21 protein-coding genes are annotated in these 20984 nt (G+C 53.3%); 10 read left to right on the forward strand and 11 right to left on the reverse strand.

The genetic code is table 11. The annotated features are described in order from the left end of the window. Positions 1-27: 27 nt before the first annotated feature. From recF to dnaA, 3 genes are all read right to left on the reverse strand, one after another. Positions 28-1101 (reverse strand): DNA replication/repair protein RecF, encoded by a 1074-nt coding sequence (gene recF, locus O3S68_RS23395; protein ID WP_269232639.1) that lies wholly within the window; start codon positions 1099-1101, stop codon positions 28-30. A 146-nt stretch (positions 1102-1247) separates the two neighbouring features. Continuing rightward, positions 1248-2348: a DNA polymerase III subunit beta gene (gene dnaN / locus O3S68_RS23400; protein ID WP_065369723.1), complete on the reverse strand. Its 1101-nt coding sequence runs from the start codon at positions 2346-2348 to the stop codon at positions 1248-1250. 4 nt (positions 2349-2352) lie between these two features. Next, positions 2353-3750 (reverse strand): chromosomal replication initiator protein DnaA, encoded by a 1398-nt coding sequence (gene dnaA / locus O3S68_RS23405; RefSeq protein WP_017458072.1) that lies wholly within the window; start codon positions 3748-3750, stop codon positions 2353-2355. 605 nt (positions 3751-4355) lie between these two features. Between dnaA and rpmH the strand changes: the two genes are divergently transcribed. The 7 genes from rpmH to O3S68_RS23440 all read left to right on the forward strand — a co-directional run bounded on the left by rpmH (position 4356) and on the right by O3S68_RS23440 (position 9706). Next, complete coding sequence (gene rpmH / locus O3S68_RS23410; protein ID WP_000831330.1) at positions 4356-4496, forward strand: 50S ribosomal protein L34; 141 nt, start codon at positions 4356-4358, stop codon at positions 4494-4496. A gap of 16 nt (positions 4497-4512) precedes the next feature. Further along, a complete protein-coding gene (gene rnpA / locus O3S68_RS23415) occupies positions 4513-4872 on the forward strand; it encodes a ribonuclease P protein component (RefSeq protein WP_017458071.1) in 360 nt (119 codons plus the stop codon). Then, complete coding sequence (gene yidD / locus O3S68_RS23420) at positions 4836-5093, forward strand: membrane protein insertion efficiency factor YidD (RefSeq protein ID WP_017458070.1); 258 nt, start codon at positions 4836-4838, stop codon at positions 5091-5093. Before rnpA ends, yidD begins: the two co-directional genes overlap by 37 nt. Before the next feature lie 2 nt (positions 5094-5095). Then, on the forward strand, positions 5096-6742 hold the full coding sequence (gene yidC / locus O3S68_RS23425; RefSeq protein WP_020455848.1) for a membrane protein insertase YidC: 1647 nt from the start codon (positions 5096-5098) through the stop codon (positions 6740-6742). A gap of 72 nt (positions 6743-6814) precedes the next feature. After that, complete coding sequence (gene mnmE / locus O3S68_RS23430) at positions 6815-8179, forward strand: tRNA uridine-5-carboxymethylaminomethyl(34) synthesis GTPase MnmE (protein ID WP_045507326.1); 1365 nt, start codon at positions 6815-6817, stop codon at positions 8177-8179. A 197-nt stretch (positions 8180-8376) separates the two neighbouring features. After that, entirely contained in the window at positions 8377-9120 is a 744-nt protein-coding gene (locus O3S68_RS23435) for a 4'-phosphopantetheinyl transferase family protein (protein ID WP_020455850.1), read from the forward strand. Between the two features lie 19 nt (positions 9121-9139). Beyond that, the gene (locus tag O3S68_RS23440) at positions 9140-9706 is read left to right on the forward strand and encodes an NADPH-dependent FMN reductase (protein ID WP_020455851.1); all 567 of its coding nucleotides are present in this window, start codon (positions 9140-9142) and stop codon (positions 9704-9706) included. Positions 9707-9743: 37 nt separating this feature from the next. On the opposite strand, the gene O3S68_RS23445 is transcribed toward O3S68_RS23440, so the two are convergent. Then, positions 9744-11081 carry an NCS2 family permease gene (locus O3S68_RS23445; protein WP_020455852.1) on the reverse strand — a complete coding sequence of 446 codons (1338 nt, stop codon included), beginning with the start codon at positions 11079-11081 and terminating at the stop codon, positions 9744-9746. 169 nt (positions 11082-11250) lie between these two features. Here O3S68_RS23445 and yieH point away from each other — a divergent pair, with 169 nt between their 5' ends. Genes yieH through O3S68_RS23460 form a run of 3 tightly spaced genes read left to right on the forward strand, consistent with a single transcriptional unit; the run spans position 11251 to position 13457 of the window. Then, positions 11251-11916: a 6-phosphogluconate phosphatase gene (yieH, locus tag O3S68_RS23450; RefSeq protein WP_269232640.1), complete on the forward strand. Its 666-nt coding sequence runs from the start codon at positions 11251-11253 to the stop codon at positions 11914-11916. 26 nt (positions 11917-11942) lie between these two features. After that, positions 11943-12530 carry a PF03691 family colicin E2 tolerance protein CbrC gene (gene cbrC, locus O3S68_RS23455; protein ID WP_020455854.1) on the forward strand — a complete coding sequence of 196 codons (588 nt, stop codon included), beginning with the start codon at positions 11943-11945 and terminating at the stop codon, positions 12528-12530. Between the two features lie 24 nt (positions 12531-12554). After that, entirely contained in the window at positions 12555-13457 is a 903-nt protein-coding gene (locus tag O3S68_RS23460; RefSeq protein WP_269232641.1) for an ADP-ribosylglycohydrolase family protein, read from the forward strand. Between the two features lie 34 nt (positions 13458-13491). Here O3S68_RS23460 and phoU read toward each other — a convergent pair whose 3' ends face one another. The 7 genes from phoU to glmS all read right to left on the reverse strand — a co-directional run bounded on the left by phoU (position 13492) and on the right by glmS (position 20867). After that, positions 13492-14217 carry a phosphate signaling complex protein PhoU gene (gene phoU, locus O3S68_RS23465; protein WP_017458061.1) on the reverse strand — a complete coding sequence of 242 codons (726 nt, stop codon included), beginning with the start codon at positions 14215-14217 and terminating at the stop codon, positions 13492-13494. A 69-nt stretch (positions 14218-14286) separates the two neighbouring features. Continuing rightward, positions 14287-15060 (reverse strand): phosphate ABC transporter ATP-binding protein PstB, encoded by a 774-nt coding sequence (gene pstB / locus O3S68_RS23470; RefSeq protein ID WP_017458060.1) that lies wholly within the window; start codon positions 15058-15060, stop codon positions 14287-14289. Positions 15061-15106: 46 nt separating this feature from the next. After that, positions 15107-15997 carry a phosphate ABC transporter permease PstA gene (pstA, locus tag O3S68_RS23475; protein WP_017458059.1) on the reverse strand — a complete coding sequence of 297 codons (891 nt, stop codon included), beginning with the start codon at positions 15995-15997 and terminating at the stop codon, positions 15107-15109. After that, positions 15997-16956 carry a phosphate ABC transporter permease PstC gene (gene pstC, locus O3S68_RS23480; protein ID WP_017458058.1) on the reverse strand — a complete coding sequence of 320 codons (960 nt, stop codon included), beginning with the start codon at positions 16954-16956 and terminating at the stop codon, positions 15997-15999. The genes pstA and pstC overlap by 1 nt, the downstream gene beginning before the upstream one ends. Before the next feature lie 123 nt (positions 16957-17079). Further along, entirely contained in the window at positions 17080-18120 is a 1041-nt protein-coding gene (pstS, locus tag O3S68_RS23485; RefSeq protein ID WP_020455856.1) for a phosphate ABC transporter substrate-binding protein PstS, read from the reverse strand. A gap of 272 nt (positions 18121-18392) precedes the next feature. Next, positions 18393-18971, reverse strand: a complete 579-nt coding sequence (locus O3S68_RS23490) for a hypothetical protein (protein WP_045507312.1) — start codon at positions 18969-18971, stop codon at positions 18393-18395. A gap of 66 nt (positions 18972-19037) precedes the next feature. Then, positions 19038-20867 carry a glutamine--fructose-6-phosphate transaminase (isomerizing) gene (gene glmS, locus O3S68_RS23495; protein WP_269232642.1) on the reverse strand — a complete coding sequence of 610 codons (1830 nt, stop codon included), beginning with the start codon at positions 20865-20867 and terminating at the stop codon, positions 19038-19040. Positions 20868-20984 lie beyond the last annotated feature (117 nt).

The following is a 20984-nucleotide window of genomic DNA, read 5'->3' on the forward strand; positions in this document are numbered from 1 at the left end:
AACGTTTCTCGCTCATTTAATCTTGGGTTAATCCGTTATTTTACCCTTTTCCACGGTGAACATCTTCGAATTTTTGTCCGACATGTCCATCACGTGATCAGCGCTGATAGCGCTGACGAAAACCTGCGACTGCGTAGCTTTTAAGCGGCTGGCTAACAGCCCGCGCTTCGCGTCATCAAGTTCTGAGGCAAAATCATCTATCAGGTATAAACAGCGTCGTCCGCTCTCGCGCGTTAAAAACTCGCCCTGCGCCAGACGCAGCGCGCACATCAAGAGTTTTAGCTGCCCGCGCGACAGCGTGTCTTCTACCGGCGCGCCGTCCGCACGAATACGGAAATCCGCCTTGTGCGGGCCGTGCGCGGTGTAGGTCAGCATGCGGTCGCGCTCAAAATTGCGCTCCAGCACGTCGCCGTAGTCCGTCTCTTTCTCCCAGCCACGCTGAAAAGAGAACGTCAGGGAAAACTCCGGCAAAAATTGTTGGCAGGTATCCGCCATATCTTCAGCGATAGCGGTGCTGTACTCCGCACGCCAGCGGCTGATTTGCTCGGCCAGCGGGATAAGTTCTTTGTCCCACGGACGAAGCTGCGCGTAGTGGCTCACCTGGCGCAACGCGGCGTTACGCTGTTTCAGCAGACGTTTGAGATTGCTCCAGGCGGTGAAAAAACCGGTTTCGTTGTGAAAGCATCCCCAGTCGAGGAACGCTCTTCGGTATTTGGGGCCGCCGTTGAGTAAAGTAAACCCCTCCGGCGTGATCAGCTGCATCGGCATCAGCAGCGCCAGCTCCGCGACTTTATGCCCGTCGGTGCCGTCAATGCGCACTTTGCTGTCGCCGAGCTTGTCTTTGGTCAGGCCAATCGCCGTTTCCCGCTCTTCGCCCTGTAAACGCCCATGCAGAACAAAAGATTCCTGCTCATGACGGATCACACGGCCGATTTGCAAACTGCGAAACGCCCGCCCATGACCGAGCGTATAGATCGCTTCCAGCACGCTGGTTTTGCCGCTGCCGTTCGCACCGACCAGGAAATTAAAGCCAGGGGAGAGCGTGAGATCCGCGTTCTCGATGTTACGGAAGTCTTTAATAAGAAGGCGGGTCAGTGACATAGTTCAGAGCATCAGTCCAGGGGCGTGAGTGTCGCAGCCAGTTCGTCTACCGTCAGCGCACAGAAAGCGGAGCGTACACGAAGTACGTGAGCATTTCGAGCACTGCCGGCAGGCGAAATGGCAAGTAAACCAGCCCCTTTTAATCACTACAAACGCATGGGCATGACAACATAGGCTGCGCTTTGACTCGCCGCATCCTCAATCTGCACACTCGAAACCGAATCGGTCAGCAGAATGCGCACATTTTCGCATTTCAGCGCATTCAGTACGTCCAGCACGTAGCTGACGTTAAAGCCGATTTCCATTTCGCTCCCGCCGTAGGTGACGTCGAGAAACTCTTCCGCTTCTTCCTGCTCCGGGTTGTTGGCGGTGATTTTGATCTGATTCTCACTGACATACAGACGCACGCCGCGGAATTTCTCGTTAGAGAGGATCGCCGCGCGGGCAAATGCTTGTTTCAGCGAATCGCAACCCGCTTCGAGGGTCTTGTCCGGGTTTTTCGGCAATACGCGGCGATAATCCGGGAAACGGCCATCAACCAGCTTGGAGGTAAAAATGAAATCGCCAACGTGCGCACGGATGTTATTGCTGCCAATCTGCACGCGCAGCGGCGTATCACCGCCGTCGAGCATACGCATCAGCTCAATCACCCCTTTACGCGGCACGATCACCGAATGATTCGGCAGCGCCTGACCAATCGGCATTGAGCAGACTGCCAGACGGTGACCATCAGTCGCAACCGTACGCAGCTCTTCGCCTTCGGTTTCAAACAGCATGCCGTTTAAGTAGTAACGCACATCCTGATGCGCCATCGAAAACTGCGTCGCTTCGATCAGGCGTTTCATGGTGGCCTGCGGAAGCGTGAACTCCACTTCGCTTTGCCAGTCGTCCAGATTCGGGAAATCAGCAGCAGGCAGAGTGGAAAGAGAGAAACGGCTGCGCCCGGAACGGATCAACATACGCTCGCCTTCCAGCTGCACAGCGATTTCAGCGCCTTCCGGCAGACCGCGACAGATGTCGAAGAATTTACGCGCCGGTACGGTGGTCGCTCCCTGTTCATGCGGCTGGACTAATGCAAGACGCGCCACCATCTCCATTTCGAGATCGGTGCCGGTCAGCGACAACGCGCCTTCAGTAACCTGAAGCAGCAGATTACCGAGAATAGGCAACGTCGGACGTCCGCCCAGCGGGCCGCTAACCTGTTGCAGCGGCTTTAATAAGTGTTCACGTTCAACGGTAAATTTCATAGCGTCACGAAGATAATGTTCTGATTAAATTGGAAAAATCTTCTTTGATATCATGGCTTTCTTCACGCAACTGCTCAATCTTACGGCAGGCGTGCAGCACGGTAGTATGGTCGCGACCACCAAATGCATCGCCGATTTCCGGCAGACTGTGGTTGGTCAGCTCCTTTGCCAGCGCCATCGCCATCTGACGCGGGCGGGCTACCGAACGGGATCGACGCTTCGACAGCAGATCCGCTACCTTGATCTTGTAATACTCCGCCACCGTCTTCTGAATATTGTCGATGGTGACCAGTTTTTCCTGCAACGCCAGCAAATCGCGCAGCGCCTCACGGACAAAATCGATAGTAATCGCGCGGCCAGTAAAGTTGGCGTTGGCGATAACGCGGTTCAGCGCCCCTTCCAGCTCACGCACGTTAGAGCGCAGGCGCTTAGCAATAAAGAAGGCCACTTCACCCGGCAGACGAATATCGTTTTCGTCGGCCTTTTTCATCAGGATCGCGACGCGAGTTTCCAGCTCCGGCGGCTCGATCGCCACCGTTAACCCCCAGCCGAAGCGGGATTTCAGACGATCCTCAACGCCGTTGATCTCTTTTGGATAACGATCCGACGTCAAAATGATCTGCTGATTGCCTTCAAGTAAGGCGTTAAAGGTGTGGAAAAACTCTTCCTGGGATCGTTCTTTATTGGCAAAGAATTGAATATCGTCGATCAGCAGGGCGTCAACGGAGCGGTAGTAGCGTTTAAACTCTTCGATCGCATTGTTTTGCAGGGCTTTTACCATGTCCTGGACAAAACGCTCGGAGTGCATATACACCACTTTAGCGTTGGGCTTTCGCGCCACAATGCCGTTACCCACCGCATGCAACAAGTGCGTTTTACCGAGACCGGTTCCACCATATAAAAACAATGGGTTATACGCACCGCCGGGGTTGTCCGCTACCTGACGAGCCGCCGCACGAGCAAGCTGGTTAGACTTACCTTCAACGAAGTTATCAAAGGTATGTTTCACGTTAACGTTTGAGCGGTAGGTCGGTTCCGCAGGTGCCGGGACATTATCCCAGCCAGGGCGAGCTGCCGGTGCCGCACGCTGCACAACTACTTGCGCCGCCTGCGCGGGCGCAGCGACAACAGCAGGTTCTTTCAGGGTCTGGCTAACCGGGCGGGTGCCCACTTCAAAACGCAGCTGCGGAACATCCGTGCCGCAGAAGTCATTCAGCAGCCCGTTGATATTATTAAGGTATTTGTCCCTAACCCAGTCGAGGACAAAACGGTTTGGCGCATACAAAGCCAGCGTGTTATCGCTCAGTTCCGCCTGCAATGGGCGTATCCACATACTAAATTCTGTGGCTGGTAACTCATCCTGCAATCGGGCAAGACACTGCTGCCAAAGCGAAAGTGACACGGCGGACTCCACTCGAACGAAAATCGATAAATAGTAAAGACAGAAACATTAATGTTTTTTGACACACGTCGATAAGACCCAACCGGGTGACGTGCGAACCGCTATTTACGGTTTTTTGCCCTGCTCACGATCCTGGATCGCGATCGGGACCGCGGATCATAGCGTAAACCGCGGCAGAGATCTTGTGTTTCTCACAGATTCTTCACTATTTATCCACAGGGCGATTCGGAATCGGGTAAGTGTAAACGATCCAACCATACGTGCGAGACGATTTACGCCGCATATTGGAAAATTTAATGAGTAACGCCGATTTATTGCTTAAACGATCTAATGAAGATCCTGGAGGATCCTTGCGCTTTGCTGTTGGCTCCGTATAATTCTGCCCCCGGCGCGTATTGCTCTTGTTGGGCGTCGAATGCTGCTTATTTTTTGTGCGGATCTGTGCAAAAATAGGAGCGCAATAAGGAAAGAGAATTGACTCCGGAGTGTACAATTATTACAATCCGGCCTCTTTAATTACCCATGGCTTGCGCGCCAGTCGTTCGATATCCGTTCAGGCATACGCAAAAGTCAGTGAATTTATTCAAGTTTAGGTAGAAACCGCCATGAAACGCACTTTTCAACCGTCTGTACTGAAGCGCAACCGTTCTCACGGCTTCCGTGCTCGTATGGCTACTAAAAATGGTCGCCAGGTTCTGGCTCGTCGTCGCGCTAAAGGCCGCGCACGTCTGACCGTTTCCAAGTAATAAAGCTAACCCCTGAGTGGTTAAGCTCGCTTTTCCCAGGGAGTTACGTTTGTTAACTCCCACTCATTTCACTTTCGTCTTCCAGCAGCCACAACGGGCTGGCACGCCGCAAATCACCATCCTCGGCCGCCTGAATTCGCTGGGGCATCCCCGTATCGGTCTTACCGTCGCCAAAAAAAACGTCAAACGCGCCCATGAACGCAATCGGATTAAACGTCTGACGCGTGAAAGTTTCCGTTTACGCCAGCATGAACTGCCGGCAATGGATTTTGTGGTGGTGGCGAAGAAAGGGGTTGCCGACCTCGATAACCGTGCTCTCTCGGAAGCGTTGGAAAAATTATGGCGCCGCCATTGTCGCCTGGCTCAAGGGTCCTGATAGCCCTCATTCGGGTCTATCAACGCCTGATTAGTCCGCTACTCGGGCCGCACTGCCGTTTCACCCCAACCTGCTCTCACTATGGAATTGAGGCATTGCGCAGGTTTGGAGTGATAAAAGGCAGTTGGTTGACAGTGAAACGCGTATTAAAATGCCACCCTTTACACCCGGGTGGAGACGATCCCGTCCCGCCAGGACCTTCTAAAACCAGAGAACACTAACGATGGATTCGCAACGCAATCTTTTTATCATCGCTTTGTTGTTCGTGTCTTTCATGATCTGGCAAACGTGGGAGAAGGATAAAAATCCTCCTCCGGCGCAGCAGCAGACCACGCAGACTACGACCACCGCAGCGGGTAACGCAGCCGACCAGGGCGTTCCGGCCAGTGGCCAGGGGAAACTGATTACGGTTAAAACCGATGTGCTCGAGCTGACCATCAACACCCGTGGTGGTGATGTTGAGCAGGCACTGCTTCCGGCTTACCCGAAAGAGCTGGGTTCCAGCGAGCCGTTCCAGCTGTTGGAAACCACCCCGCAGTTTATCTATCAGGCGCAGAGTGGCCTGACAGGTCGTGATGGCCCGGATAACCCGGCGAACGGCCCACGTCCGCTGTATAACGTGGAAAAAGATGCGTTTGTGCTGGCTGATGGCCAGAACGAGCTGGCTATCCCGCTGACCTATACCGATGCGGCTGGCAACACCTTCACCAAAGTCTTCACCCTGAAACGCGGTGAATACACGGTGAACGTCGGCTATAACGTGCAGAACGCCAGCGAAAAACCGCTGGAAGTGGCAGCCTTCGGTCAGTTGAAGCAATCCATCAATTTACCAACTCACCGTGATACCGGCAGCAGCAACTTTGCGTTGCATACTTTCCGCGGTGCGGCTTACTCGACGCCAGACGCGAAGTATGAGAAATACAAATTCGACACCATCGCCGATAACGAAAACCTGAACGTCAGCTCCAATGGCGGCTGGGTTGCGATGCTGCAACAGTATTTCGCTACGGCGTGGATCCCGAGCAGCAACAGTGCCAATAACTTCTACACCAGCAATCTGGGTAATGGCGTGGCCGCTATCGGCTACAAATCCCAGCCGGTTATTGTTCAGCCTGGCCAGACTACCGCGCTAAACAGCACCCTGTGGGTTGGCCCGGAGATTCAGGACAAAATGGCTGCTGCGGCACCTCACCTGGATCTGACCGTGGATTACGGCTGGTTATGGTTCATCTCTCAGCCGCTGTTCAAACTGCTGAAATGGATCCATAGCTTCCTCGGCAACTGGGGCTTCGCCATCATCGCCATCACCTTTATCGTACGTGGCATCATGTACCCGCTGACGAAAGCGCAGTACACCTCCATGGCGAAAATGCGCATGCTGCAGCCGAAAATTCAGGCGATGCGTGAGCGTTTAGGCGATGACAAACAGCGTATGAGCCAGGAAATGATGGCGATGTACAAAGCGGAGAAAGTGAACCCACTGGGTGGCTGTTTCCCGCTGCTGATTCAGATGCCAATCTTCCTCGCGCTGTACTACATGCTGATGGGTTCCGTTGAGCTGCGCCACGCGCCGTTCGCCCTGTGGATCCACGACTTGTCCGCGCAAGACCCGTACTACATCCTGCCGATCCTGATGGGCGTAACGATGTTCTTCATTCAGAAGATGTCGCCGACCACCGTGACCGACCCGATGCAGCAGAAGATCATGACCTTTATGCCGGTCATCTTCACGGTGTTCTTCCTGTGGTTCCCGTCAGGTCTGGTGCTGTACTATATCGTCAGCAACCTGGTGACCATTATTCAGCAGCAGCTGATTTACCGTGGTCTGGAGAAACGTGGTTTGCATAGCCGCGAGAAGAAAAGCTCCTGACAGTAAGTCATAGCTCTACGGAAGGCGGTCAACTGACCGCCTTTCTTATTTTGAGATTTCGGAAAATAAACCATGAACCACAACGACACGATTGTCGCCCAGGCAACCCCACCGGGACGCGGTGGCGTGGGCATCCTGCGTATTTCAGGCAGCAAAGCACGCGATGTAGCGCAGGCGGTGCTGGGCAAGCTACCGAAACCGCGTTATGCCGACTATCTGCCGTTTATGGATGTCGACGGCACCGCACTGGACCAGGGCATTGCGCTGTGGTTCCCCGGCCCGAATTCTTTCACCGGTGAAGACGTGCTGGAGCTGCAAGGCCACGGCGGCCCGGTGATCCTCGATCTGCTGTTAAAACGCATCCTGACGCTGCCAGGACTGCGTATCGCCAATCCTGGCGAGTTCTCTGAGCGCGCATTCCTTAACGACAAGCTCGACCTGGCGCAGGCTGAGGCAATTGCCGACCTGATTGATGCCAGTTCTGAGCAGGCGGCACGTTCGGCGGTTAACTCATTGCAGGGCGCATTTTCCGCCCGCGTGAATCACCTGGTGGAAGCACTTACTCACCTGCGCATCTACGTCGAAGCGGCAATTGACTTTCCGGATGAGGAGATCGATTTCCTCTCCGATGGCAAAATCGAAGCGCAACTGAATAACGTTATCGCCGATCTGGACGCCGTACGCGCCGAAGCGCGCCAGGGCAGCCTGCTGCGCGAAGGGATGAAGGTCGTTATTGCCGGACGCCCAAATGCCGGAAAATCGAGCCTGCTGAATGCGCTGGCCGGGCGCGAAGCGGCAATCGTCACCGATATCGCCGGCACCACTCGCGACGTACTGCGCGAACATATTCATATCGATGGTATGCCGCTGCATATTATCGATACCGCCGGATTGCGCGAAGCCAGCGACGAAGTGGAACGCATTGGCATCGAACGCGCCTGGCAGGAGATCGAACAAGCCGACCGAGTGCTGTTTATGGTGGATGGCACCACTACCGATGCCGTTGACCCGGCGGCGATCTGGCCCGATTTTATTGCCCGTTTGCCAGCAAAACTACCGATTACCGTGGTACGCAATAAAGCGGACGTGACCGGAGAACAGCCTGGCATCAGTGAAGTGAATAATCACTCACTGGTTCGCCTTTCAGCGCGAACCAGTGAAGGTGTGGAGGTGTTACGCCAGCATCTTAAACAGAGCATGGGTTTTGACACCAACATGGAGGGCGGCTTCCTCGCGCGTCGTCGTCATTTACAAGCGCTGGAAACGGCCGCAGAGCATTTGCAACAGGGCAAAGCACAGCTGTTAGGTGCATGGGCAGGTGAATTGCTTGCCGAAGAGCTTCGCCTGGCACAGCAGAACTTAAGTGAAATCACCGGCGAGTTTACCTCGGACGATTTGCTGGGGCGCATTTTCTCAAGTTTCTGTATTGGTAAGTAATGACATGGCGGCCGTTTTAACGGCCGTTTGTGTTACTACGGTGGATTTTCCTAAAGTGTTTCGGATCAGCGAAAGAAAGTGTAAATATCCCCGTTAGGACTTTTCAGATACGAATTTCCGCATTAAAACCTATGCAGTATGGGCGATAATATTGATTATCGATTCGATCAACTCAGACCATTATCACGGAGAGAAAAATGGCGACGCACTTTGCTAGAGGGATTCTGTCAGAAGGGCATCTCATCTCTACCCGATTACCACTAACCTGCCACGATACGGCGCGCCAGCTTCCTGAACACCGCCGCTCACGCTTTCTCGCTTCCCGCGCGTTACTCGCCGAAATGCTGTTTATGCTGTACGGCGCGAGTGAACTGCCGGAAATAGAAGTTGAGCCAAGCGGAAGACCGAGGTTTGTCGACAGCAGCCTGCCGCATTTCTCACTGGCATATGCCGGGAACATGGTCGGTGTGGCTATCACCACCGAAGGCGAATGCGGGCTGGATATGGAGTTACAGCGCGCAACGCGGAGTTTTCATAGCCCGCACGGCCATAAACACACGTTCACCAATAATGAACAGTTGTGGATCAACAACCAAAACGATGCTAACGAAGCGCAAACCCAGCTTTTGACCATTCGCCAGAGCGTAATGAAATTGCTGCACCAGATGCAGGATGAGCCGGGCCAGCTACAGTTGTTGCCAGGCTCCGGGCGTCTTCGCACTGCGCAACTGTCGCAGGTGGAAGTGATGTGTGACGCGGAAGATGTATTGATTTGGTCGGTCGCCGTGAGCCCGGCAATCGAAAGCCTGAAGATCTGGGAATTCGACAGTCAAAAAGGGTGGCGTTATCTTTCTGATGTGCAAACGCGCGCTAACGATCCCGCATCCCGCTTAATGCGATTCACCAGCCTGCCTGCGGAAAAAGCGCTGATCCTTAATTGATCCTTACACAGGAGTCATTATGTCTGCTGAACTTAAGGTTGTGACACTTCTCGGAAGCCTGCGCAAAGGCTCATTCAATGCCATGGTTGCACGCACGTTACCGAAACTCGCTCCGGCAGGAATGGAAGTAACGCCGCTGCCTTCTATTGCTGATATTCCGCTGTATGACGCTGATATTCAGCAAGAAGAAGGTTTCCCGCAAAGTGTGGAAGCGATCGCGGCACAAATCCGCGCTGCGGACGGCGTGGTCATTGTGACGCCTGAGTATAACTACTCCGTGCCTGGCGGCCTGAAGAACGCCATCGACTGGTTATCGCGTCTGCCTGAGCAACCGCTGGCTGGAAAACCGGTGTTGATCCAGACCAGTTCAATGGGCGCGATTGGTGGTGCTCGCTGCCAGTATCACTTACGCCAGATCCTGGTATTCCTGGATGCGATGGTAATGAACAAGCCGGAGTTTATGGGCGGCGTGATCCAGAACAAGGTGGATCAGCAAACAGGAGAAGTGGTTGATCAAAGTACGCTCGACCATTTGACCGGGCAGCTAACGGCGTTTGGTGATTATATTCAGCGCGTTAAGCGGTAATGGTAAATCCCTCTCCCTTGCGGGAGAGGGAGAAAGATTAATGCGCGTCAATAAAGATGATTTTCAGCAGGAACAACACCGCAACCACCAGAACACACGGGCTCAGATCGCGCAGACGACCAGTGCCGATCTTCATCACACAGTAAGAGATAAAGCCGAGCGCAATACCTTCAGTAATTGAGAAGCTAAACGGCATCATCACGGCAGTGATGAATGCAGGCACGGCTTCTGTCATATCTTCCCATTTCACGCGCGCCAGGCTGGATGTCATCAGCACACCAACGTAAATCAGCGCACCAGCAGCGGCATAAGCCGGAACCATGCCCGCCAGCGGCGACAGGAAGATAACCAGCAAGAACAGCAGACCAACCACCACTGCGGTCAGGCCGGTACGCCCACCGACAGAGACACCCGAAGACGATTCGATATAAGCCGTCACGGAAGAGGTGCCGATAAACGAACCTGTCACTGAAGAGATGCTGTCAACGAACAGCGCCTGCTTCATGCGCGGGAATTTGCCGCTCTCATCCACCAGCCCGGCTTTATCCGTCACGCCAATCAGCGTACCGGAAGAGTCGAAGAGGTTAACCAGCATAAACGAGAAAATCACACCCGCCAGACCGATATTAAATGAACCTGCCAGATCAACGTTGCCGACAACGGACGCCACGCTCGGCGGCGCGGAAACGATGCCGTGGTACTGCACATCACCCATCAGCCAGCCCAGCAGCGTTGTCACAACTATAGAGATCAGCACCGCGGCGTGAATGTTGCGCGACGCCAGAATCGCGATGATAAAGAAACCGAGCACACCCAGCAGAACACTGTGAGACGTCAGGTTGCCAATGCTTACCAGCGTCTCTTTGTTGGCGACGATAACACCGGCGTTTTTCAGCCCCATCATGCCAATAAACAAACCGATACCGCTGGTAATACCAACACGCAGGCTTACCGGGATATTGGCAATCATCCAGTAACGAACGCGGAAAATAGTCAGCAGCAGCAAACCGACCGCGCCCCAGAAAATTGCGCCCATGCCAATCTGCCAGGAGAGCCCCATCGCGCCAACGACCACGAACGCAAAGAAAGCATTCAGGCCCATGGCTGGCGCCAGTGCGACCGGCAAATTCGCCACCAGCCCCATCAGAATGCTGCCAAAAGCAGCAATCAGGCAGGTTGTCACAAATACTGCGCTGGTATCCATTCCGGCGACGCCCAGAATCTGGGGGTTAACAAAAACGATATACACCATCGTCAAAAACGTCGTGAAACCGGCGATCACCTCAGTGCGTGCCGAAGTGCCGTGCTCGCGCAGTTTAAACACGCGGTCAAGCAACCCCTGGCCTGAAGCCTGGGTAGTGTGTTGTTGGCTCATTATCAATTTCCGGAATAGGAGGGAAAATTCGTCGCTATCCTATACCAAAATGAGACAATGTTGACGGTTATCACACACTTTTTTTCATTGAATTTGCTTATACGGCAACGATTGCGTCCCGTAATCTGCGTTAAGTAAACGTTAAACTTGCAATAAAACAGGAAACGGCATGTCCCACATTGAAGCGGTATTTTTCGACTGTGACGGCACCCTGGTCGACAGTGAAGTAATTTGTTCCCGCGCGTACGTGCATATGTTTGAAGCGTTTGGTATTTCGCTCGATCTGAACGAGGTTTTTAAACGATTTAAAGGCATGAAACTGTATGAAATCATCGATGTTATCGGCGACGAGTACGGTAAACCGCTGGATAAAAGCGCGCTGGAGCCGGTGTATCGCGCGGAAGTAGCGCGTCTGTTTGACAGCGAGCTGGAAGTGATTGCCGGAGCGAATGCATTGCTGGACGCGGTGGCGATTCCGATGTGCGTCGTGTCTAATGGCCCCGTCAGCAAAATGCAACACTCTTTGGGCAAACTTGGAATGCTACATCACTTTCCTGAAAAACTGTTTAGCGGCTATGACATCCAACGCTGGAAGCCCGATCCGGCGATAATGTACCATGCAGCTAAAGCGCTTAATGTCGATCCGGCAAACTGTATTCTGGTGGATGATTCCACCGCCGGGGCGCAATCTGGTATCGCGGCAGGGATGGAAGTATTTTACTTCTGCGCCGATCCGCATAACAAACCCATCGACCACCCAAAAGTGACTATGTTCACTGACCTGGCGCAGTTGCCAGAGCTGTGGCGCGCTCGCGGGTGGCATGTTACGCGTTAATCTAAACCACTAAACAGGATGTTTTTATGGCCCAGACACATCGCCCTCTACCGGTATTTAAATATCACCCGCAGCCTCTGGAAACCGGGGTGTTCTCTGAAGACAAAACGGTCACCTGCGCCTGCTGTCAGCAGCCGACCAATGTCTACTACACCAATCCGTTCTATACCCAGCAAGATGTCGATTACCTCTGCCCATGGTGTATTGCTGACGGTGCGGCCGCAGAGAAATTTGGCGGCAGCTTTCAGGATGAATCCTCTCTGGAGGGTATAGAAAGCGAGTTCGACGACGAAGGCGAATTTACTGGCTTTAAAAATCCCTGGCCGGAAGCCAGCGTGATTGAATTAACCGAAAGAACGCCGGGATATTGTGGCTGGCAGCAGGAATTCTGGCTGGCGCACTGTAATGATTTTTGCGCCTTCGAGGGTTACGTTGGCTGGAAAGAGATTGCCGACAAGCTGGACCAATTTGCCGATCTGCGGGCCGACTGCGATGCTTTCGGCATTGATTACGAGAAGCTCCCCGAATACCTGCTCGACGGCGGTGATTGCCAGGGTTATCTCTTCCGCTGCCTGCATTGCGGGAAACTTCGCTTGTGGGCCGATTTATCCTGATGGAGAACGACAGGAGCACAACAGATGCCTGAATTACTTGCACGTTACCAGGGTTGCCTGCTCGGGCTGGCCGCAGGTGACGCAGTTGGTACCACGGTGGAGTTCAGCGCGAAGGACTCCTTTCCACCCGTGAAGGGGATGGAAGGCGGCGGCCCGTTTCATTTACAGGCCGGGCAGTGGACTGACGATACCTCAATGGCGCTGTGCCTTGCGGAAAGCCTGGTTACCTGTAACGGGTTTGACGCAAAGGATCAGATGAACCGTTATCTGAACTGGTGGAAGTGGGGCTATTTAAGCTCTACAGGTCACTGTTTTGATATCGGCATGACCGTTGCCAGCGCGCTGCAGAAGTTCGCCAATGATGGCGAGCCGTTTGCCGGTTCCAGCAACCCGCGAACGGCCGGCAACGGCTCACTGATGCGTCTGGCGCCTGTGGTGCTGTGGTTCTTTCCGAATCAAGCGCAAGTGCTGGAATATGCACAAGCCTCTTCACGCACGACGCATGCAGCGCCGGAAGCACTCGCCAGCTGCCGTCTGTTCGCACAACAGCTTATGAATGCCTTACAGGGCAAAAGTAAGCAGGAAACGCTGACCGATATCGCGCAGTTGCCGGAGCAGGAAAACCTGCGCCACATCGCTGAGGGTTGCTATCTGCAAAAAAACCGGGCGGAGATTTTTGGTACCGGTTACTGCGTGCAGAGCCTGGAAGCGGCGCTGTGGTGTTTCGCCAAAGGTAACGACTTTGAAGAAACCATCCTGCTGGCCACTAACCTCGGCGATGATGCGGATACTACCGCCGCCATTGCCGGACAACTGGCTGGTGCGTTCTACGGGGTAAACGGCATTCCGCAAACGTGGCGTGACAAACTCTGGCAGTATGAGGATATCGATAGGCTGGCAAGAAAGCTGCTGGCAAAATCGGCCTGAAAAAAACCCCCTCGTCGCTGAGGGGGTTTTCACATTACTCTTTGGGATCTTTTCCCGCCAGCAGCTTATCCAGTTCATCGCCGCCAACGTGACGGAAATCCTGCCCCTTCACGAAGTAGAAGATGTATTCACAGATATTCTGGCAACGGTCGCCGATACGCTCGATGGAACGGGCGCAGAACAGCGCGGTCAGCACGCTCGGAATGGTGCGGGAATCTTCCATCATGTAGGTCATTAACTGACGCACAATGCCTTCATATTCCTGATCCACTTTTTTATCTTCGCGGTAGATACGCACCGCTTCGTCCAGATCCATACGGGCGAAAGCGTCCAGCACGTCATGCAGCATCTGCACGGTGTGGCGGCCCAGCGATTCAAGGCTTACCAGCAGCGGCTGATGTTGCTGGGAGAATTTTTCCAGCGCGGTACGGCAGATTTTATCCGCCACGTCGCCAATACGTTCCAGCTCAGCGATGGTTTTGATGATCGCCATCACCAGGCGTAAATCGCTCGCCGTCGGCTGACGCTTAGCAATAATGCGCACACAGGCTTCATCGATGGCAACTTCCATCATATTGACCTGCTTGTCACCCTCAACAACGCGCTTAGCCAGCTCGCTGTCCTGGTTGTGCATGGCGGTGATCGCATCAGAAAGCTGCTGCTCCACCATTCCACCCATGGTCATTACCTGAGTGCGAATGCTTTCCAGCTCAGCGTTGAACTGCCCGGAAATGTGTTTGTTAAGGTTGAGATTGTCCATGGTGCACTCCAAATGCCCGACAGATTTCACGTTGTAACAGGGTTGCTGAGACCTTTACGGCTCGGCAAATCAACCATAGCGCCCGGTAATGTAGTCTTCCGTTTGCTTCTTCTTCGGCTTCGTGAACAGATCATCTGTATTGCTGAACTCAATCAACTCACCGAGGTACATAAATGCCGTGTGATCGGAACAGCGCGCCGCCTGCTGCATGTTGTGCGTTACGATAACAACGGTGTAATCCTGTTTCAGTTCCGTAATCAGCTCTTCGATACGACCGGTTGAGATCGGGTCGAGCGCTGAACAGGGTTCATCAAGCAACAGCACTTCCGGGCGGATCGCGATCCCGCGGGCAATGCACAGACGCTGTTGCTGACCACCGGAGAGAGAGTACCCGCTCTGGTGCAGTTTATCCTTGGTTTCGTTCCATAATGCGGCCTTAGTCAAAGCCCACTGCACACGCTCGTCCATATCCGGGCGTGAAAGCTTCTCAAACAGGCGCACACCGAAAGCGATATTGTCGTAAATCGACATCGGGAACGGCGTTGGCTTTTGAAACACCATCCCTACTTTCGCGCGCAGCAGCGCAATATCCTGCGTGTTAGTCAGAATATTGTCGCCATCCAGCAAGATCTCGCCTTCCGCGCGTTGCTCAGGATAGAGCTCAAACATTTTATTAAACGTACGCAGCAGCGTGGACTTACCGCAGCCCGACGGCCCGATAAACGCCGTCACCTGATTTTTGGCAATATCCAGGCTGATGTTTTTCAGTGCATGGAATTTGCCGTAATAGAAGTTCAAATCGCGAACCTGAATCTTGCCCGGCGTCGTTTCAACCATACTCATTTATCTCTTTCCTCAACTCGACGCCGCTTTCGCCGCGTCGCAAAAATTAACCGTGTTTACTCTTCGCGAAAATGACGCGCGCCAGAATATTTAACAACAGTACGCAGAGAGTGATGATCAGCACCCCGGCCCAGGCCAGCTGCTGCCACTCGGCAAACGGGCTCATAGCGAATTTGAAAATCGTCACCGGCAAGTTAGCGATAGGCTGCATCATATCGGTGCTCCAGAACTGGTTGGAGAGCGCGGTAAACAGCAGCGGTGCCGTTTCACCCGCAATACGCGCAACAGCCAGCAGCACGCCGGTCATAATCCCGGAAACCGAGGCTTTCAGGGTAATGGCGGAAATCATCTTCCATTTCGGCGTTCCCAACGCGTAAGCCGCTTCGCGCAGGCTGTCCGGCACCAGTTTCAGCATGTTTTCCGTAGTACGGATGACAATCGGCACCTGTAACAGCGCCAGCGCAATCACACCGGCCCAACCGGAGAAGTGCTGCATCTGCGCGACAACGATGGTGTAAACGAACAGGCCAACCACGATAGAAGGCGCTGAAAGCAGGATGTCGTTGATAAACCGAATAATTTCAGCCAACAGTGATTTACGGCCATACTCCGCCAGATAAATCCCGGCCATAATGCCCAGTGGTGTACCGACAACCGTCGCCCAGAGAATTAACAGGCCGCTGCCCGCCAGGGCGTTAGCCAAGCCACCGCCCGCCGTATTTGGCGGCGGCGTCATTTCGGTAAACATCGCCAGCGACATACCATCAAAACCGCGGGTAACCGTCGACAGCAGGATCCAAATCAACCAGAACAGACCAAAGGCCATCGTCGCCATCGACAATGTCAGGGCAATGCGGTTTTTCAGACGGCGGCGCGCCTGCATTTTGCGACGCGATTCAGCCAGTTGCGCGGTACTTTGCATTTCAAGCGTAGCCATTAGCGTGCCCCCTCGTTTTTCGCCAGGCGCATGATCATAAATTTAGAAATGGCCAATACGATAAAGGTGATCACGAACAGGATAAGCCCCAGTTCCATCAATGCCGCGACATGCAAGCCCGATTCGGCTTCGGCAAACTCATTCGCCAGCGCAGAGGTAATACTATTACCAGGCATAAACAGTGAAGCACTGTCGAGCTGGTAGGTGTTACCGATGATAAAGGTCACCGCCATGGTTTCACCCAGTGCGCGCCCCAGCCCCAGCATTACGCCACCAATCACCCCGTTTTTGGTAAATGGCAACACGATACGCCAGATAACCTCCCAGGTGGTGCAGCCAATGCCGTAGGCCGACTCTTTCATCATCACCGGTGTTTGTTCGAATACATCGCGCATTACCGCCGCAATGTACGGAATGATCATAATGGCGAGGATCACCCCGGCGGCCAGAATGCCGATACCAAATGCGGGGCCGGAAAACAGCGCGCCGACAAATGGAATGTTAGAAAGGACATTGCCCACCGGCTCCTGGAAGTAAGTCGCGAACAGCGGAGCAAAAATAAACAGCCCCCACATGCCGTACACAATACTCGGGATCGCCGCCAGCAGTTCAATAGCAATACCCAGCGGGCGTTTCAGCCAGTTTGGCGACAGCTCCGTCAGAAACAGCGCGATACCAAAACTCACCGGAACCGCGATAAGTAGCGCGATGACCGAGGTAACAATGGTGCCGTAAATCGGTACCAGCGCCCCGTAGACGTCATTCGGCGCATCCCACTCTTTGGTCCACAGGAAAGAAAAACCAAACTTCTGAATGCTTGGCCATGAGGAGAAAATCAGGGACACGATAATGCCGCTGAGCAGCAATAACACAATCAGCGCAGCCAGTCTTACCAGTGCGCTGAATAACATGTCGCCTTTTTTACCCGGGGGATTAAATGCCGGCTTGGTTGCAGCCATAAATTACTCTTCAGTTTAACGTCTTACGAATTTGCCCGCAGGCACTTGCGCTTGCCAGCCTACAGAAGATCTGTAAGGCGGATGGTGTAAGCGCCATCCGCCATGTTCTTCAAAAACCAGTGCTTAGTACAGTGCTTTACCGCTGCTGTCTTTCACATTTGCTTTCCAGGCAGCGCGAACTTGTTCAACAACGCTATCCGGCAGGGTTGCGTAGTCGAGGTCGTTAGCTTGTTTGCCGCCTTTTTTGTAGGCCCAGTCAAAGAATTTCAGCACTTCCGCGCCTTGCTCAGGTTTAGCCTGCTCTTTATGTACCAGAATGAACGTGGTGGAAGTGATTGGCCACACGTCCGCACCTTTCTGGTTAGTCAGGTCCTGTGCGAAAGACTTGCTCCAGTCGATATCTTTAGCCGCGTTGGAGAAACTGGTTTCCGTCGGGCTAACCGCTTTACCATCGGCAGAGAGCAGCTTGGTGTAGGTCAGGTTGTTCTGCTTAGCGTAAGCATATTCAACGTAACCGATAGAGCCCGGCAGACGCTGAACGAACGCGGCGATACCGTCGTTACCTTTACCGCCCAGACCGGTCGGCCAGTTAACGGTAGAACCAGAACCAACTTTAGATTTCCACTCTTCGTTCACTTTCGCCAGGTAGCTGGTGAAAACGAAGGAGGTACCGGAACCATCAGCGCGGCGAACCACAGCGATGTTCTGTGAAGGCAGTTTCAGGCCTGGGTTGAGTTTGGCAATAGCCGCGTCATCCCATTTTTTGATATTACCCAGGTAGATATCACCCAGGGTCTTGCCGTCCAGCACCAGTTCACCGGATTTAACACCCGGGACGTTGATTGCCAGCACGATACCGCCGATCACAGTCGGGAACTGGAACAGGCCTTCCTGAGCCAGTTTGTCGTCAGCCAGCGGGGCATCGGACGCACCGAAATCAACAGTTTTAGCAGTAATTTGTTTAACGCCACCAGACGAACCGATACCCTGGTAGTTAATCTTGTTACCTGTTTCTTTCTGGTAGGTATCAGCCCACTTGGCATACACCGGCGCCGGGAAAGTTGCGCCCGCGCCTGTCAGGCTGGCAGCTGCGTTTACAGCAAATGCACTCAGAGAAAAGGTCGCGGCGACAACAGTTGCGACAGTGGTACGCATAACGTTCATAATGTCTCCTGCAAGAATCGTAAATCGTTGTTTAGTGGCTACGATGAGCAAAATAGGACACTTTGATGACAGTTATATGCAAAGATTGTTACTGTTTGATGACAGCAACGGATTGCGGCCAGATTTAACGAATTCAGGATGATTTATCAGCGAGATAAAAAAGTTGATGACGATAAAATGTCAGCAAGATTTTAGTTTTATGACATTAAAAACGTAGCTGAATCTGACAAGAAGTCCTAACAAAACGCGAGAAAAAGCCACCGCTTATCACTTTATTTACGCCTGGATTGCGTCAACGCCTGACGCCGGAATTGGGCTATTTTTAGCGATACACGCCACTGCATTAATTTCGTGAGTTCCGGCCCATTCATCACTTTCCGCGTCAGCCATAACAGAACCATACTACTCCCCCAAAAAACCAGAGACAGTGCGGAAAAAGGAGCAATGAGAAGCCATCCTGCCACTGGCACGTTGCAAACACATAACAGCAACCAGACAGCCAGGAATAATTTTAAGGAGAGCGTGCGCCCTTTTTCTACGCCGATGAGCGCCACGACCAGGACTAAAAATACCGCTACACCTGCGATGAAACCCAGGCCACCAATGGCGGTTTTCACCGTCAGCGCAAGGCAAACATAGCTTAGTAACAAGGCATAAAATACCACCGTTACGCTGCCATAAAATGTCATCCCGCCTCTGCCTGCAGGATAGGCCTTTGGCATCTCTTTAAATGCCTCCGCCGCCAGCTTCAACTGTGCCAGCTTGCGACCCGCTATTCCCGCATCAACACCCCGGCAATAATTGATGAGTGCAAGCAATCTTGCACCTGCCATTTTTTCCAACAAACTCATGGCTATCCTTAAAAAAAGAGGCTGCCATCAGGCAACCTCTCTCTACACTATGACAAGCTTAAGACCTTATTCCACAGTAACCGATTTCGCCAGGTTACGCGGCTGATCCACGTCGGTGCCTTTGATCAGCGCAACATGGTAAGCCAGCAGTTGCAGCGGCACGGTATAGAAGATTGGCGCGATCACTTCTTCTACATGCGGCATATCGATAATGTGCATATTGTCGTTGCTGGTGAAACCGGCATCCTGATCGGCAAAGACATACAGCACGCCGCCACGGGCGCGAACTTCTTCGATGTTGGATTTCAGTTTTTCCAGCAGCTCGTTGTTTGGCGCAACGACAATCACCGGCATATCGGCATCAATCAGCGCCAATGGGCCATGTTTCAGTTCACCTGCGGCATAGGCTTCGGCATGAATATAGGAGATCTCTTTCAGCTTCAGCGCACCTTCCAGTGCGATCGGATACTGGTCGCCACGGCCAAGGAACAGCGCATGATGCTTGTCGGAGAAATCTTCTGCCAGTGCTTCAACGCGTTTATCCTGCGACAGCATCTGCTCAATGCGGCTCGGCAGCGCCTGCAAACCATGAACGATATCGTGCTCAATGGCCGCATCCAGCCCTTTCAGGCGGCTCAGTTTCGCCACCAGCATCAGCAACACGGTGAGCTGAGTGGTAAACGCTTTGGTTGATGCAACGCCGATTTCCGTACCGGCTTTGGTCATCATCGCCAGGTCGGATTCGCGCACCAGCGAAGAACCCGGAACGTTACAAATAGCCAGCGACCCCAGATAACCCAGCTCTTTTGACAAGCGCAGTGCCGCCAGCGTATCCGCCGTTTCGCCAGACTGCGACAGGGTGATCATCAGGCTATTACGACGCACCGCAGATTTGCGATAGCGGAACTCAGAAGCGATTTCGACATCGCACGGAACACCCGCCAGCGCTTCAAACCAGTAGCGGGAAACCATACCGGAGTTATAAGACGTACCGCAGGCAACGATCTGAATATGTTCAACTTTCGACAGCAGTTCGTTGGCATTCGGCCCCAGTTCGCTCAGATCAACTTCACCATGGCTGATACGGCCAGTCAGGGTGTTTTTGATGGCGTTCGGCTGCTCGTAGATCTCTTTTTGCATGTAGTGGCGGTAAATACCTTTATCGCCAGCGTCGTATTGCAGATTAGATTCGATATCAGGGCGTTTAACCTGCGCGCCAGATTTATCGAAAACAGTCACGCTACGGCGAGTCACTTCAGCAATATCGCCCTCTTCAAGGAAGATAAAGCGGCGGGTAACCGGCAGCAAGGCCAGCTGATCGGATGCAATAAAGTTTTCACCCATGCCCAGGCCAATAACCAGTGGGCTGCCAGAGCGCGCTGCCAGCAACGTACCCGGATCGCGCGTATCCATGATGACAGTGCCATATGCCCCGCGTAACTGAGGAATAGTACGCAGTACAGCTTCACGCAGCGTGCCGCCCTGCTCCAGTTCCCAGTGCACCAGGTGCGCGATAACTTCGGTATCCGTTTCAGAAACAAACACATAACCGCGTGCTTTTAACTCTTCACGCAGCGGCTCGTGGTTTTCGATAATACCGTTATGCACCACCACAATATGGTCAGAAACATGCGGATGCGCGTTGCCTTCTGACGGTTCACCATGCGTTGCCCAACGCGTATGAGCAATACCAGTGCCACCATGCAGCGGGTGTTCTTCCGCCGCCTGAGAGAGCATCTGCACTTTACCAAGACGGCGCAGACGGGTCATATGACCTTGTGCATCAACCACCGCCAGACCAGCAGAGTCATAACCACGGTATTCCAGACGACGAAGGCCTTCGAGAAGGATTTCAGCTACATCACGTTGCGCGACTGCGCCAACAATTCCACACATATTTTTTGATTCCGATTTTGGCATTATGCCTTTTGTTGTCGGTCAACCTGTTTACACGTCATTCTTCGACGCTGCCTTTGTACAACGCGAATTATTGAGTGTAAGTGTCCGATTATC

This window comes from Kosakonia sp. SOY2 (assembly GCF_027109175.1).
In the GTDB taxonomy this organism is placed as follows: domain Bacteria; phylum Pseudomonadota; class Gammaproteobacteria; order Enterobacterales; family Enterobacteriaceae; genus Kosakonia.